A 14,001-nucleotide genomic window follows, 5' to 3' on the forward strand; every position below is an offset into this window, starting at 1 on the left:
TGCGGATGATCGACGGGTACAGCGACTTGTAGTCCAGCACCAGCACCGAGTCGTAGAGCCCGGGCCGCGAGTCCATGACGAAGCCGCCGGGGCTGCTGCCGGGCTTCTCCTCGCCCAGGGGGGGCGCGACGAAGCCCAGGCGGTGCATGCGCGGCAGGTACAGGTGCGTGAAGGCCGCCACCGAGCCGCCGCTGCGGTCGGCCGGCAACCCCGTGACGGTGGCGCGCTCCAGCAGGAAGTCCAGCACGCGCGTCTTCGCGAAGATGCGCGTCACCAGCTCGGAGTCCTTGAGGTTGTAGCGGGCCAGCGCCACCTTGTCCTGGGCGAACATGCGGTCGATCTCGGCCATGCGCTCGTGCGGCGTGTCGATGGCCTTGCCCTCGCCCAGCAGCTCGCGCGCGACGTTCTCCAGCGCGAAGGAAGCGAAGCTCCAGGTGGCCGAGCGCAGCGCCTCGATGCCGTCGATGAGCAGCCGCCCGGCGGCGGCCGCGAAGAAGTGGCCGCCTTGCGTGCCGTGCTCACGCCACTCCATCACGGCGGCGCCGCGGCCCAGCCGCAGGGGCACCTGCAGGCGCTGCGCGTGCTCGCGCAGGATGCGCAGGTCGAACTGCACCAGGTTCCAGCCGATGAGGGCATCCGGGTCGTGGCGCGCGAGCCAGTCGCACAGCGCCTGCAGCAGCTGCGCCCGGGACTCGACGACGTCGAGCCGGAAATCGACCGCTTCCTCACGGCCGCTGAGCGGGCCCAGCACCCAGACCTGGCGCTGGCCGCAGCCCTCGACCGCGATGGAATAGAGCTCGCCATGCCGGTTGGTCTCGACGTCGAGCGACGCCAGCCGCAGGCGAGGGCGGTAGCCGGGCGCGGGCTTCAGGCGCGCCTGGCGTACCAGGCCGTGCTTGTCCGGCGTGCCGGAAAACCGCACCGGTGCCGTGATGAAGCGCTCCATCAGGTAGCGCTCGGGCGGGCGGATGTCGGCCTCGAACACCGGGACGTGGGCGCGCCGCAGCAGCTTCTCGACGCGCAGCAACTGGTGGTGCTGCCAACAGTACAGGCCCATCACGCTACGGTGCTGGAAGTCGCGCAGATCGAGCGGGCGGATCTCCACGTCGCGCTCGCTGCGCAGCAGCGAGGCGACCTGCTCGTGCTGCTCGGCGGGAAAGAACGCTACCGAGGTCTGGCAGGGCAGCTGCACCAGGCGGGGCCCGTCATCGGTCGCCAGCCAGAACTCCACTTCCGTGCCCTGCGGCGTGTCGCGCCAGTGCCGCGTGAGCACGAATCCCTGCTGCTGATCCAACGCCTTTGACCTCGGTTCTCGCCCTCTCCAGGGGAAGGGTCCCCGTGCGGCTATGGCTGCGGATTTTCCACGAAGGCAACCAAGCAAGCACTTCGGCTGCCGTTCACGCTTTCCCTTCAGCGCCGGCCCCCAGCTGAGCTGTCGCGCCAGTTCGGTACGCCATCGCCATCAAGGTCACGGCGCAGGTTGTCACGGCGGTCGTATCGATTGGCGATGCCGACGCCATCCCAGCGGGTCGGCTGCTGATAGCCCTGCGGCATGTGCACAGGCACAGACCGCGCCATCGGTATCGGGAAGCTTTGGGTCGGCGCGCGCTGGCTGAAGACGGGCACACCTTCGGTCAAGTCGACCGCCACTGACCAATGGACGTCGGCGTCTTGCGCATGGGCCAGGCCGGCGTACAGGCCGCCGACAAGAACCATGGCGACAAGGGTGTTCGCTTGCTGTTCATGAATGCAGCTCCTTGGTTGCAGGAGCAGCTACCCCGCCACGAGCCCACAACGCCCAGCCGTCCCGGGGGGGCACCGCGGAGTGTGAAGGCCGGTAGAAGCTTGAAGGCCAAGTGGCCAGCGCAAAGGGACGGCCTCGATCGCATTGCGCAGCGACTTGCCAAGGCCTTGATGAATACCCCAACGAAAAATGTTGCATTGCAGCAAACGCGCTCCGTACGGGCAGGGCTTTGCCTATACTGGCGGTCATGTTGCAGTGCAGCAATTTGCTTCACAGCCCTTCAGCTCTCTTTTCAGGAACTCGCATGCAAACCGTCGAACAAGTGACCGCCGCCCAGAAAGCCCACATCGAATTCATCTTCGCGCTGGCCACCAAGGCTTTCGACGGCGTGGAAAGGACTGCCGAGCTGAACCTGCAGGCCGCCAAGGCGCTGCTGGGCGAAGCGGCAGACCATGCCCGCGCGGTCCTGGCCGTGAAGGATGCGCAGGAGCTGCTGGCCCTCCAGTCCGGCCTGTTGCAGCCTGCTGCCGCAAAGGCGCAGGCCTATAGCCGCCACGTGGTCGAGATCGTCACTGCGACCCGCACCGAACTGGGCAAGATCGTCGAAGCCCAACAGGCCGAGCTGCAGAAGACCGCCCTGGCCGCTGTGGATACGGCGCTCAAGAGCGCGCCGGCTGGCAGTGAGAATGCCGTGGCCCTGGTGAAGTCCACCGTTGCTGCTGCCAGCAATGCCTTCGAAGGTGTGCAGAAAGCCGCCAAGCAGGCTGCCGAAGTGGCCGAGGCCAACTTCAAGCGCGTGACGACCCATGCCGTCAACGCTGCGCAGCAGCAAGCTGCTTGAATCGAAACGCTCGGCCAGGACTTGATCTGGCCGACCGACGTAGCCGGCGGGAAGCTGGCGTAAAGCTTGTCTCCTCGGTATCCGCAAAAGGTACCGTTTGCCCGGCATCCGCCGGGCTTTTTCTTTTCAGGCTTCCGATTTCTCCAGGCGGCCCAAGCAGACGTTGCCGAATGCATGCAGCCGTGCAATGGTCCGTTTTGAGAGGGGTGTGAGTGGCGGTCAGGAAGGGAGGGGATCACCGCATGTAGCCCCGAAAAGGGAGTCGGTTGGATGCCGGCACTGCACGCCCGCGGCAGTGCAGCGGAACCGAGCCCGTTTTGATGGGTTGATGCGTATTCCGCGCCATCCCGGACGGCGTTCCGCGCTGATGGCGGGCAGCATTCCGCTGTGATGACGGACACCGTTCCACGCTGAAGGCGGACAGCGTTCCATCCTGATCGCGGACACCGGCGCGGTGTTCTGAGTGACCTAACGCGGCATAGGCTGGCCGGTTTTTGACCGGAGAGCCGATGCCAACACCAAGGGTCCTCATGAGCAAGATCAGACGAGCACTACAACTACTGGCCGACTCCGGCCTGAGCGCGCGGCAGGTGGCCGCGGTGCTGGGCATCAGCACGTTGGCCGGCGTCAACCATCTTGGCCGATGAGCCTGGATTGTCGTTTCCACATGGGCGCAGCGGCTGCCTGGCGAGCGCCACTCGCCATTGACGTGCCCCTGGACCAAACGGCATCGTGTCCACAGCGCGTTCTGCCGGGCGTCGGGGTGGCGAGAGGAGGCATGCCGCAGCGCATTAGCCGTTGGTCATTGAAGGCTACGATGCACGCATTGCCACTCGAAGAAGCTTTCCCCCATGCGCGTCGTCATTGCCCTGGCCATGGCCGTGTTCTCGTTGTACGGATGTGCCGTCTATACCCCTGCCGGGTCCGTCGTGGTTGACCCGGGGGAGCGACCCAGTAGCGGGGGCAGTTTCTGCCCGCCCGGACAAGCGAAGAAGGGACGCTGCTGAGCCGCCGCCCGATTGTTGCCCCGTCGATGCAGCGGGTAAGCGTCGGGATGGATCAACGTTGAACATATGCTGTTGAGTGCACAACAGACTTCACATAATTTCCACTGTGGTGCCGACAACAGAAACAACATAGACGGCAGCATCAGCAACAAATCTCGTGCTGCCGTCCAGTACTTCAGCCGATCATGGCTGCGAAGCCGCGCAGGTGTAGCTCGTTGCTTGCTTGACGTCGCCGCCCACGTAGCGCGGGTAGTTCGGGTAGCGGCACATCGGCCGTGATGCCTGCAGCGCAAAAGGCGGCGTGGTGGCCTTCACCGTCTGCACCAGGGAATCCGCCGGCGCCTGGTCAGCGCTTGCCCAGCGGTCCAGCGGATCGAGCAGGTCCACCATCGTCGGCACCGGCGAGCCATTGGTCACGCTGGTGGCCGTGCCGCTGTGGTTAGACGCCGGCGAGATGTACAGACGAGCCGACTGCTCGACCGCGGAGGCACCGACCTTGGCCGCGACGGCATTGAAGTAGTTGATGCCTGCCAGCGGGCTTTGCGCCAGGTCGCCCATATTCTCGCGGAGGATCAGCTTGCCACCCCGGGCAAAAAAGGCAGAGAGGTCAGGGTTGCTGGAGTCGATGATCTCCGACACCGCCTGCACGCGCGCCTGGTAGTTGTTGGGGTCGTAGGTTAGCGGATCGAAGTTCGGATCCTTTGTGATGAAGTAGCGCACGAAGTTGGCGCCGTAGAGCCACTGCTGCGCGTCGGTTGTGGCGTTGACCGCCGTCGTTGGTGCGGCCGTCCCGGTGACCCAGCGCGTCATGGTGGTCACTGGCAAGCCGTCTACCGAGGACACACCGTTGAGCGTGTCGGGCGAGCTCTCGTTGCCGTAGACCCACTGCGGGTAGCTGGTGAGCCCGTTGGCCAGCGCGAACGAATAGGTGTGCGGCGTGTGCACTGCAGTCACGGTGGCGATCTGGGTGTCCGACAGGCAGGTGTCGCCAGTGTCGACACCACCCACGCAACGCAGCGCCTGCAAGTTCACGCGCGATGGACAGGCCAGGTAGTTGTTGATGACGCCGTCGGCCAGGTTGTCCAGCGAGTCGCAAGTGTCGGAGACGAATTTCGCCAGCGTGCGCACCTTGGCCGGGCTCAACCAGCCGCCGTTGAACTGCGGCACCTGGTGGGGGATGTAGGAGGCGAACAGCATCGACAGTTGCACCACCGGCACGACGCTGACGATGCCGTCGTAGTCGTTGGGGAAGCGCTGGGCCATGGTCAGGCCCTCGCGCCCGCCCTCGGAGCCGCCGAAGTAGTACATCTTCGATGGTCCCACCTTGTAGAAGGACTGCATCAGCCCGACGGAGACGTCCTTGACCTTCTTGTAGGAGGCGTAACCGTAGTTGGCCAGCATCTCGTCGTTGAGCGCGAACTGGCCGATGGCGTTGGGCGCGAACGCGGACGCCTGGTGTCCCGAGTCGGTGCCCAGGGTGACGTAGCCGCGCGTGAGCGGGTGGACGTCATCGGGGGCGGCGTCGCGCAGCGATGCCAGGCCTGTCACCAGCGTGCCGTTGTATCCGCCGCCACCGTACTGCACGGCCTTGCGATTCCACGTGGTCGGCAAGTTGACCTGGAAGTTGATGAGTTGCGCCGCCGGATCCACCGGTGCGATGGTGCCCAGCACCTTGCAGTAGTCGGGCATTGCAGGCGTGGTGGCGGAGCCGTTGACCGCCTGGGGCACGGCGGCGACGAAGGTTGCCGACGTCACGGTGGCGTTGCCGCTGGGCAGCCCAATGGCAGAGGCCGCGATCGTCTGGCCCGAGAGTGTTGGGCAGGCGCTCTTGAGCGCCTCGCTGCTGGGCACGGTGGGCTCGGGCGTATTGCCGCCGTTGCCATGGCCGCCGCCACAGGCAGTCAGGACAGCAGCCGTGATGGCACACAGGCTCGGACGGAAAAGGCGATCAAGCTGGGGGCGGTGTGTCTTCATGTCGTGATGGAAAGGACGGAACGGAAACCGGGGACGCACCGTGTCGATCGCATCGAACGCTCGGGCCCGGCGACGAGAACCAAAACGGTGCGTCAGTGTTAACGTTAACATCAACAAATGGGATCCGGGTTTTCCTGGTGATTGGCAGGACCTCGCACGACGGCGCCATGCGTTGGCGTGCAACGCTGCCTCCCTAGAATCCCGCCCGTCATGCCTCGCCCACCCAAACCCTCCTCTTCCGCTGCTGCCATCGAGCCGTCCAAGCGCCCAAGCGGGAGCAGCGTGACGATCCACGATGTCGCCCGCCTGGCAGAGGTCTCGCTCATGACCGTCTCGCGGGCCTTGAAGCAGCCCGAGAAGCTGGCGCCGCGAACTTTGGAGCGCGTGCGCGAGGCGGTGGCGCGCACGGGCTACGTGCCCAACTTGATGGCTGGCGGACTGCGCTCCTCACGCTCCGGCGTGGTTGCCGTGCTGGTGCCCACGCTGGCGGGATTGCACTTCACCGGCATGATCCAGTCGCTCACCGACTCGTTGGGCCGGCGCGGCCTGCAGGTGCTGGTGGGACAGCTGGGTTACCGCGACACGCATGAGGACGAGCTGCTGCGCGCGGTGATCGGGCGCCGGCCCGACGGCATCGTCATCACGGGCACCGTGCACTCGCAGCAAGGACGCGAGCTCCTTCTCGGCTCGGGCATACCGATCGTGGAGACCTGGGACTGCACCGATGGGCCGGTGGACATGCTCGTGGGCGCGTCGCACGAGGACATCGCGGCGCAGGCCTGCGAGTTCCTGGCTGGACGGGGCCGCGGGCGGCTGGCGCTTGTGTCCGGGGACAACGAACGCGCGGCGCGGCGCGCACAGGCTTTTGTCGAGCGTGCTGCAGTGCTCGGACTCGAGCCCCCCGTGGTCCATGTCGTTCCGGAACCGACGAACCACGCCGGGGGCCGGGCAGCGCTCCAAGCGTTGCTGGTGCAGCGACACACGCCCGATGCCGTCTGGTGCAGCTCGGATTCGCTCGCCATGGGGGTGCTCACGGAGGCACGGGTACGCGGCATCAACGTGCCCGGCACACTGGCCGTCATGGGCTCCGGCGACTTCGACTTCGCGGCCACCCTGGATCCGACCCTGACGACGGTGCGCATCGATGGCGCTCAGGTCGGTGCCATCGCCGCCCGGTTGCTGCTGCAGCGCCTTGATGGCCAGACAGTGACGCAGAGGGTGACAGACGTGGGCTTCACCATCATCGAGCGCGAGAGCGCCTGAGCCTGCGAAGCCGGCGGCACCGGGAACGGCAGAGCTGCGATGAAGCACCGGAGCACTACGCAAGGACATGGCGCCTGCGCAGACAGCGCAACGCGGCGGCGCCTCCTTGCCGGTGCTGGTGCCGGGCTGCTGACGGGCCATGCATGGGCCGGGATGGTTGGTTCGCACACCCACCAGCACGTGCGCGTGCTGGTGGGTGCAGCGGCCGGAGGCCCGGTGGATTTCCTGGCTCGCCTGTTCAGCCAAGCCATTGGCAGCGTACTCAACCGGGCGTTTTTCGTGGAGAACAGGCCCGGAGCCAGTGGCACCATTGCGGCAAGGACCGTCGCCCGTGCAGCACCCGACGGCCAAACGTTGCTGGTGGCTGGCCCGGCCTCGACGCTGCTGGCTTCGCAGCTGTTGCGAGATCCTGGCTACGACACAGCGCGTGAACTCGCGCCCGTGGCAGTGCTGGCCGGCGCAGCGCTTGTCCTGGTGGTTCATCCTTCGCTGCCGGTGGACTCCGTGCACGGCCTGCTGCATTTCAGTCGCGCCAATCCCCAGCCGCTGAGCTGTGGCACGGCTGGTCGAGGGTCGACAGCCCATCTCGCCGCCGGGCTGTTCTCGTCCGTGACAGGCATGCAGCTCCTGTACGTGCCATTCAAGGGTGACGCCGAAGCACTGATTGCGCTGCTCGCTGGAGACCTGCAGCTGATGCTCATGGCGCCCAACGTTGCCCTGCCCCATGTGAAGTCAGGCCGACTGCGTGCGCTGGCCGTGACCGCCGTACAGCGCCTTGGTTCGATGCCCGACGTGGCGACGGTTCAGGAATGCGGGCTACAGGACTGTGAATACAGCGCCTGGATCACGGCGTTTTCCCCGACTGGCGTGCCGCCATCGATGGTGCGACCGATAAGCGAAGCCTGGGACAGCATGCGCCGGCATGCCGCTGTGCGCAACGGCATCGAGGCCGCCGGCCTGCAGTCCGTGGACTCTACCGACATGCTCTCTCACAGCCAGATGGACGCCTTCCTGGCACAGCAACGGTCCAAGCTGGAACCGGTGCTGCGCAAGGCAGGCGTCACGCCAATGTAGGATGCCAACAACCAGTGCTACAGGTTGAACATCGACTTTACTTTCGATGCCCACGCATCGACTACGATATAAGTGCAACTGCCGTGGCAAAAGAGCTTGATCCCTGCCGCGATATCGATACATTTGCATTTATGTGAAGTCGGACGCACTTGCAACGTCCAAAGATTCAATGCAACTTCACCCGCGGTGCCGTGCGCCGGGCAATGAAGCGCGCCGCCGTACCCAGCGTGGTCTTCCAGGCGCCGTGCAGCGCCAACTCGTGCAGCTTGTAGAGCGATTGGTACATCCAGCGCGCGAACAGCCCTTCGATCCACATGTTGCCGCCCACCAGCGAGCCCATCAGGTTGCCCACCGTGGAGTACTTGCCCAGCGACACCAGCGAGCCGAAGTCGCGGTAGCGCCAGGGCTGCGTCGGCTGCCCGTTCATGCGCCGGCGGATCTGCTTCACCAGGTGCGAAGCCTGCTGGTGCGCCACCTGCGCGCGCGGCGGCACCGTGCCCTCGCGCCCAAGCCACGGCGCCGCGGCGCAGTCGCCGATGGCGAACACGTTCTCGTCGCGCGTGGTCTGCAGCGTGGGGCCGACCACGAGCTGGTTGATGCGGTTGGCTTCCAGGCCGTCCAGCGTGGCCAGGAACTCCGGCGCCTTCACGCCCGCGGCCCACACCACCAGCTCCGCAGGAATGGTCTCGCCGCTGGCGAGCTGCACGCCAGTGGCCGTGACGGCCGTGACCTTGGCATGGGTGCGCACGCTGACATTGAGCTTTTCCAGCAGCGCCCGCGCCGAGGCCGACATGCGCTCGGGCAGCGCGCCCAGGATGCGCGGGCCGGCCTCGATCAGCTCGATGCGGATGTCGCGCTCCGGGTCGATGCGGTCGAGCCCGTAGGACACCAGCGTGCGCGTGGTGTGGTGCAGCTCCGCGGCCAGCTCCACGCCGGTGGCGCCGGCGCCGATGATCGCCACCTGCAGCTGCTCCGGGCGCAGCGGCGCACTCTGCGCATGCGCGCGCACGCAGGCATTGACTAGCCGGCGATGGAAACGCTCGGCCTGTGCCGGCGTCTCCAGCAGGATGGCGTGCTCCTGCACGCCCGGCGTGCCGAAGTCGTTGTTGAGGCTGCCCACGGCGATCACGAGCGTGTCGTAGGCGAAGACGCGTTGCCCCGTCACTTCCTCGCCCTCATCGGGGTCAATGAACGGCGCCACGTGCACCTCGCGGCGCTCGCGGTCCAGCCCCGTCATCTCGCCCATGCGGTAGCGGAAGCAGTGCCAGTGCGACTGCGCCAGGTAGTCCACCGCGTGGGTGTGCAGGTCCACCGTGCCGGCGGCGATCTCGTGCAGGTGCGGCTTCCAGAAGTGGGTGCGCGCCTTCTCGATGAGCGTCACCTGCGCCAGGCCGCGCCGGCCCAGGGTATCGCCCAGCCGGGTGGCTAACTCCAGTCCGCCAGCTCCGCCGCCGACGATGACGATGCGGTGCAGTGACGAACAGTCCTTGTCCTTGCCCATCGGGAAGTGAGCGGAACAGCCGCTCAACCCTTCACTGCGCTCCGCGGCCAGGCCTGCATTCGCTTCAGCAGCCCGTGAGCGACGTGTTATTCGAGACGTACGAAACATCATGAGTTTTAGGTGAATTGGTCCACAACAACAGCGCCTTCCATTCAGCGCGCGCTACCCGCGCGGGCCAACCGCACCCTGCAGGCTGTCGATCACAAGGTTGACCGCGATGGTCACGCTTGCGATGGCAAGCGACGGCGCGATCACCGCCGCGCCGCCGTCGGCCAGTGCACCGATGTTCTCGCGCACCAGCGAGCCCCAGTCGGCCGCCGGCGGCTGCACGCCCAGGCCGAGGAAACTCAAACCCGCGAGCAGCAGCACGACGTAGACGAAGCGCAGCCCCAGGTCCGCCAAGATCGGCCCGGCGATGTTGGGCAGGATCTCCCGCAGCATGACGTACAGCGTGCCCTCGCCCCGCGTGCGGGCAACCGTCACGTAGTCCAGAGCGTTAACGTTGACGGCCAGCGAGCGCGCGATGCGGTAGGCGCCGGGCACGTAGATGATGGCAGCGGTCACGATCAGCATGGTCACCGAGGAACCGAAGCCGGCAACCATCAGCAGCGCGAACATCTTGCTCGGGATGGCGGTTAGCGTGTCGAGGCCACGGCTGAGCACGGCGTCGATCCAGCGCCCGCTGGCAGCGGCCAGCAGCGCCAGCAGCGTGCCCGTACCGCTGGCCAGCAGCGTGGCAACGAAGGCGACGCCCACGGTGTAGCGCGCACCTTCGATCACGCGGGCTAGCATGTCGCGTCCCAGGTAGTCGGTACCCAGCCAATGGGCGGCGCTGATCGGCGCGAACACCTCGGCACCGCCCGCCGCGCCGCTGCTGGACAGCAGCAAGGGCCCGAACACGGCGGCCAGCGCCCAGAAGGCGATGATGCAGAAACCAAGCCAGCCCGTGAGCCCGAGATGCGGCAGCCGCTCGCGCCACGACCGGGCCGCGTTGCCTCGGAGACCATTGCGCGGGATCAGGGACGCCATCGCTCCGACTCCTTATCGATACCGTCAGCAGCGACACCAGGGCCAGCCCGATGCGTTGCAGCGGCAACCTGAGGACCGGTGCGTGCATGAGGAAAGCCTCTCAAGCGTCGGACCGGACGTTCTCCGTGACGTTGTAGCTCATCAAACCGCCCAGCGAAATTCTCGGAAGATGCTAAACGCCGCCACGCGGCATTTGTGTTCGTTTGATCCGGCCACACCACCGTCTTATCTCGAACCGGACCGCTGCCGCGGCGCATGCTGCTGAATTGCATTTGCGCCTCTCCAAGAGCTGGCGCCGGGACGCGACTGCCACCAACATGACGGCCTGCGTTCGACGAAGATCCGACACGAATGAAGCCCAATACGACCTTTCTCTACAAAGCAGATCCGGTACGCGGCCGCGCGTGGGCCGAGGTGTTCCGACGACGGGCGCCAGAGCTGGATTTCCGGGTGTGGCCAGACATCGGCGACCCGGCACGCGTGCGCTTCCTCGCGGCGTGGGAGCCGCCGGGCGACATCGCGACACGCTTTCCAAACCTCAAGCTGCTGCTTTCGTCGGGGGCCGGCGTCGACCAGATCGACTTCGCAGCGCTGCCGCCCGACCTGCCGGTCGTGCGAATGGTTGAGCCCGGCATCATCCGCGGCATGGTCGAGTACGTCACCCATGCCGTGCTCGACCTGCATCGCGACATGCCCGCGTACAGGCGCCAGCAACAGGCAGCCGAATGGCAGCCGCTGCAGGTGAAACCTGCGAACGAACGCCGCGTCGGCGTGCTGGGCCTGGGCTCGCTGGGCCAGGCCGTGCTGGCGCACCTGCTGCCTTTCGGATTCGACTGCGCGGGCTGGAGCCGCTCGCGCCACGCGATCGATGGCGTGAGCTGCCATGCAGGCGCAGACGAACTCGGTGACTTCCTGCGGCGCACCGACATCCTCGTGTGCTTATTGCCGCTGACCGATGCGACGCGCGGCTTGCTGAATGCTTCGCTGTTTGCGCGCCTGCCTGCGGGTGCGGCGCTCGTTCACGTCGGGCGCGGGCCTCAGTTGGTCGCCGACGACCTGATTGCCGCGCTTGACGCAGGCCGGCTCAGCGAGGCAGTGCTCGACGTGACCGCTCCCGAACCGCTGCCGTGCGAACACCGGCTGTGGCGTCATCCGCGCATCAGCATCACGCCGCACATCGCGAGCATGACGCAACCCGCAACCGCAGCCGAAGTGGTACTGGAGAATTTGCGGCGGTTCGAGGCGGGCGAGCCCATGGTGGGGCTGGTGGATCGAACCCGGGGCTATTGATCGACCAGGCGCCGGGGCCCTCTCCTGGCGCCGTTCGATGAGCAGCCAGGGTTGCGGATGCAAGCGCAGCTTGCCCATACCGGATCCTGTGGAGCGCACCCGTGGCGAAGCAGCTTGCGGGTCGCGTACCTACGCAAGCGGGCCCATGCCGACGCGCGGCAGGCCATACTCGGCCTGGCCCACGCCGGCGAGAACGATGCTGGTCAGAAATCAGCCACCTTGCCCCAGGCCGACTGCTTGAAGCGCGCCGGGTTGTAAGGTGCGGGATCGAAGATCGGCTCCGCACCCGTCACGAGATCGGCGATCAGGTGGCCCGCGCCGGGGCCGATGCCGAAGCCGTGGCCGGAGAAGCCCGCGGCCAGGATGAAACCCGGGACCTCCCACACCTCGCCAATCCCAGGAACGCCGTCCGGCGTGCTGTCCACGAAGCCCGCCCAGGCGTTGGCGATGCCCGCGTGGCCCAGCGCGGGCAGCAGCTCGACGGCACGCTCGTAGGTTTGCTTGACAGCCGCCGCATCCGGCCTGGGATTGAGTATTCGCGCGCGCTCCATGGGAGTGGGCGCGTCGAGCCCCCAGCGCGCGAGCGATTCGTGGCCCCCACGAATGCCTTCCAGGCCACCCGGAAAAACGTTGCGCCAGCGCTTGGCGAACATCGGCAGGAACTGCGGGGCGAAGCGCAGCAACTGTGCCGTCGGATCCACCCGCCCGCGCCCGCTGATGGCCAGGTTGTAGCTGCCATCACTGCGGCGGGTGACAGACACCCGCGCGGTGTGCAGGGCGTCCGGCAGCTGCTGCGCCATCGGCGGCACGCGCACGATGGTTTGGCGCACCGTGGCCTGGGGAAAACGAATGCCCAGTTGGCGACAGAACGACGAGGCCCACGCGCCGCCGGCATACACAGCCGTGCGAGTCTTGATGGTTCCAGCTTCCGTCACGACGCCGCTGACCCGGCCGCCTTCAAGCTCGATGCCCCGCGCGGCGCAGTTCTGGTGGACGCTGCCGCCGAGTCTCATGAGCGCGGCCGCCACCGCCGGGGCGGCCTTGCCCGGGTCCGCCGTGCCGTCGCTGGGCGAAAACACACCACCCTTCCACGCACGGCCGGTGGCCCGGCCCCGCTCGGTGGCCTCGCGGCCGCTCAGCATGTGCGTGGTCACGCCGGCGGTCCTGGCGAAGTCGCGCCATTTGGCCCAGCGTGCAATTTCCTCTTCATCGTTGCTCAGGTACATCAGACCGCAACGGCTGAAGCCCGTGTCCTCGCCGCTGTCCGCGGCGAACTGCTCCCAGAGCTCAAGGCTCCTGGTGGCCATCGGCAGTTCCCGGGCATCCCGGTTCTGCTGTCGGCACCAGCCCCAGTTGCGGCTCGATTGCTCGGCGCCAATCCGGCCCTTCTCGACCACGGCCACCGAGAGGCCGCGACGGGCCATGTAGTAGGCGGCAAACACGCCGATGATCCCGCCGCCGATCACGACCACGTCGGCATGCGACGGCAACTGGGGTGAGCTATCGAGACTGCGCAGCGGCGGCTGCATGGTGGGCGGCATGGTTGATCCAACTCCGTGGGCGCGGTTGATCGTCAGCAGTAGGTTCATGCGGTCATCGTAGGCATGGGCGGGCAGCCGGTGCTGCTGGATTGCGGTCGGCTGGCAGTGGGCCATGCTGTTGTTGGGGCGTGGAAAGAGGAATCTGCTTCGGGGTCGCCAAGCATTCAGCGGCCAGGAAATCTCTCGCTCATGCGGTGGCGACAGCAACCATCTCAAGGGCTGCACCACACCGGCATGGGTCCGATCTACGGCTCCATTCGTACAATGCCGTGGTACCGCTCAGCGTCCTCGAAGGCCACCTCGGCCTTGAGGAACCGGCATGTACCGGGGCCGACCATCGAGCGTGCACGCGTCCGCGCTTTGTTACGCAGTCAAACGGGTGGGAGCTCCTCACACCGCGCAGCGGGGACATTGAGTGTCCTGAGCCGGCCTGCATCCTCAAGACCGGCGGCAGCGGAAAGAACCATCGGTTCAAGCTTCGAGCGCTTCGACACGCGGCAGAAGATACTCGCGGCCGATCAACGCCCTGGCATACAGATAAGCGATCTTGGCGTCTTCAGCGAGTTGATCGATATTGACCTCGCCCCTCGCATCGCAGGGAAATGCCATCAGAACAGCACTTTTGGTCAAGGAGGGGAAACGCAGCTCATACCTGGGGGAACGGGTGGAGTCCATGGCTGTGTCCTTTCGCTCCAACAATAGAACCTGAATGGCTCCCAGAAAAATTAGCGTGCGTG

At 66.4% G+C, this 14,001-nt stretch carries 11 protein-coding genes; 4 read left to right on the top strand and 7 right to left on the bottom strand.

Annotated features, from left to right (window positions below):
* Together FJ694_RS14330 and FJ694_RS14335 are read right to left on the bottom strand one after the other, a co-directional pair.
* The coding region (locus tag FJ694_RS14330; RefSeq protein ID WP_198320835.1) for a DNA polymerase II at positions 1–1,294 on the bottom strand (1,294 nt) is incomplete at its 3' end.
* 116 nt (positions 1,295–1,410) lie between these two features.
* Positions 1,411–1,716 carry a hypothetical protein gene (locus FJ694_RS14335; protein ID WP_157267930.1) on the bottom strand — a complete coding sequence of 102 codons (306 nt, stop codon included), beginning with the start codon at positions 1,714–1,716 and terminating at the stop codon, positions 1,411–1,413.
* 332 nt (positions 1,717–2,048) lie between these two features.
* Here FJ694_RS14335 and FJ694_RS14340 point away from each other — a divergent pair, with 332 nt between their 5' ends.
* Positions 2,049–2,585, top strand: coding sequence for a phasin family protein (locus tag FJ694_RS14340; protein WP_157267931.1), 537 nt, complete (start codon positions 2,049–2,051; stop codon positions 2,583–2,585).
* A 1,190-nt stretch (positions 2,586–3,775) separates the two neighbouring features.
* Here FJ694_RS14340 and FJ694_RS14345 read toward each other — a convergent pair.
* Positions 3,776–5,443, bottom strand: coding sequence for a tannase/feruloyl esterase family alpha/beta hydrolase (locus FJ694_RS14345; protein ID WP_157267932.1), 1,668 nt, complete (start codon positions 5,441–5,443; stop codon positions 3,776–3,778).
* Positions 5,444–5,848: 405 nt separating this feature from the next.
* Here FJ694_RS14345 and FJ694_RS14350 point away from each other — a divergent pair, with 405 nt between their 5' ends.
* Positions 5,849–6,829: a LacI family DNA-binding transcriptional regulator gene (locus FJ694_RS14350; RefSeq protein ID WP_232540033.1), complete on the top strand. Its 981-nt coding sequence runs from the start codon at positions 5,849–5,851 to the stop codon at positions 6,827–6,829.
* Positions 6,830–6,868: 39 nt separating this feature from the next.
* Complete coding sequence (locus FJ694_RS14355; RefSeq protein WP_157267934.1) at positions 6,869–7,903, top strand: tripartite tricarboxylate transporter substrate binding protein; 1,035 nt, start codon at positions 6,869–6,871, stop codon at positions 7,901–7,903.
* A 166-nt stretch (positions 7,904–8,069) separates the two neighbouring features.
* Here FJ694_RS14355 and FJ694_RS14360 read toward each other — a convergent pair whose 3' ends face one another.
* Together FJ694_RS14360 and FJ694_RS14365 are read right to left on the bottom strand one after the other, a co-directional pair.
* On the bottom strand, positions 8,070–9,404 hold the full coding sequence (locus FJ694_RS14360; protein WP_157268001.1) for an NAD(P)/FAD-dependent oxidoreductase: 1,335 nt from the start codon (positions 9,402–9,404) through the stop codon (positions 8,070–8,072).
* Positions 9,405–9,566: 162 nt separating this feature from the next.
* Entirely contained in the window at positions 9,567–10,433 is an 867-nt protein-coding gene (locus tag FJ694_RS14365; protein ID WP_157267935.1) for an ABC transporter permease, read from the bottom strand.
* A 351-nt stretch (positions 10,434–10,784) separates the two neighbouring features.
* On the opposite strand from FJ694_RS14365, the gene FJ694_RS14370 reads away from it, so the two are divergent.
* Positions 10,785–11,723, top strand: a complete 939-nt coding sequence (locus FJ694_RS14370) for a 2-hydroxyacid dehydrogenase (protein ID WP_157267936.1) — start codon at positions 10,785–10,787, stop codon at positions 11,721–11,723.
* A gap of 203 nt (positions 11,724–11,926) precedes the next feature.
* Here FJ694_RS14370 and FJ694_RS14375 read toward each other — a convergent pair whose 3' ends face one another.
* Together FJ694_RS14375 and FJ694_RS14380 are read right to left on the bottom strand one after the other, a co-directional pair.
* Positions 11,927–13,252 carry an NAD(P)/FAD-dependent oxidoreductase gene (locus tag FJ694_RS14375; protein ID WP_157268002.1) on the bottom strand — a complete coding sequence of 442 codons (1,326 nt, stop codon included), beginning with the start codon at positions 13,250–13,252 and terminating at the stop codon, positions 11,927–11,929.
* A gap of 483 nt (positions 13,253–13,735) precedes the next feature.
* Positions 13,736–13,939 (bottom strand): hypothetical protein, encoded by a 204-nt coding sequence (locus tag FJ694_RS14380; RefSeq protein WP_157267937.1) that lies wholly within the window; start codon positions 13,937–13,939, stop codon positions 13,736–13,738.
* Positions 13,940–14,001 lie beyond the last annotated feature (62 nt).

The organism is Azohydromonas aeria (genome assembly GCF_009760915.1).
Classification (GTDB): domain Bacteria; phylum Pseudomonadota; class Gammaproteobacteria; order Burkholderiales; family Burkholderiaceae_C; genus Azohydromonas; species Azohydromonas aeria.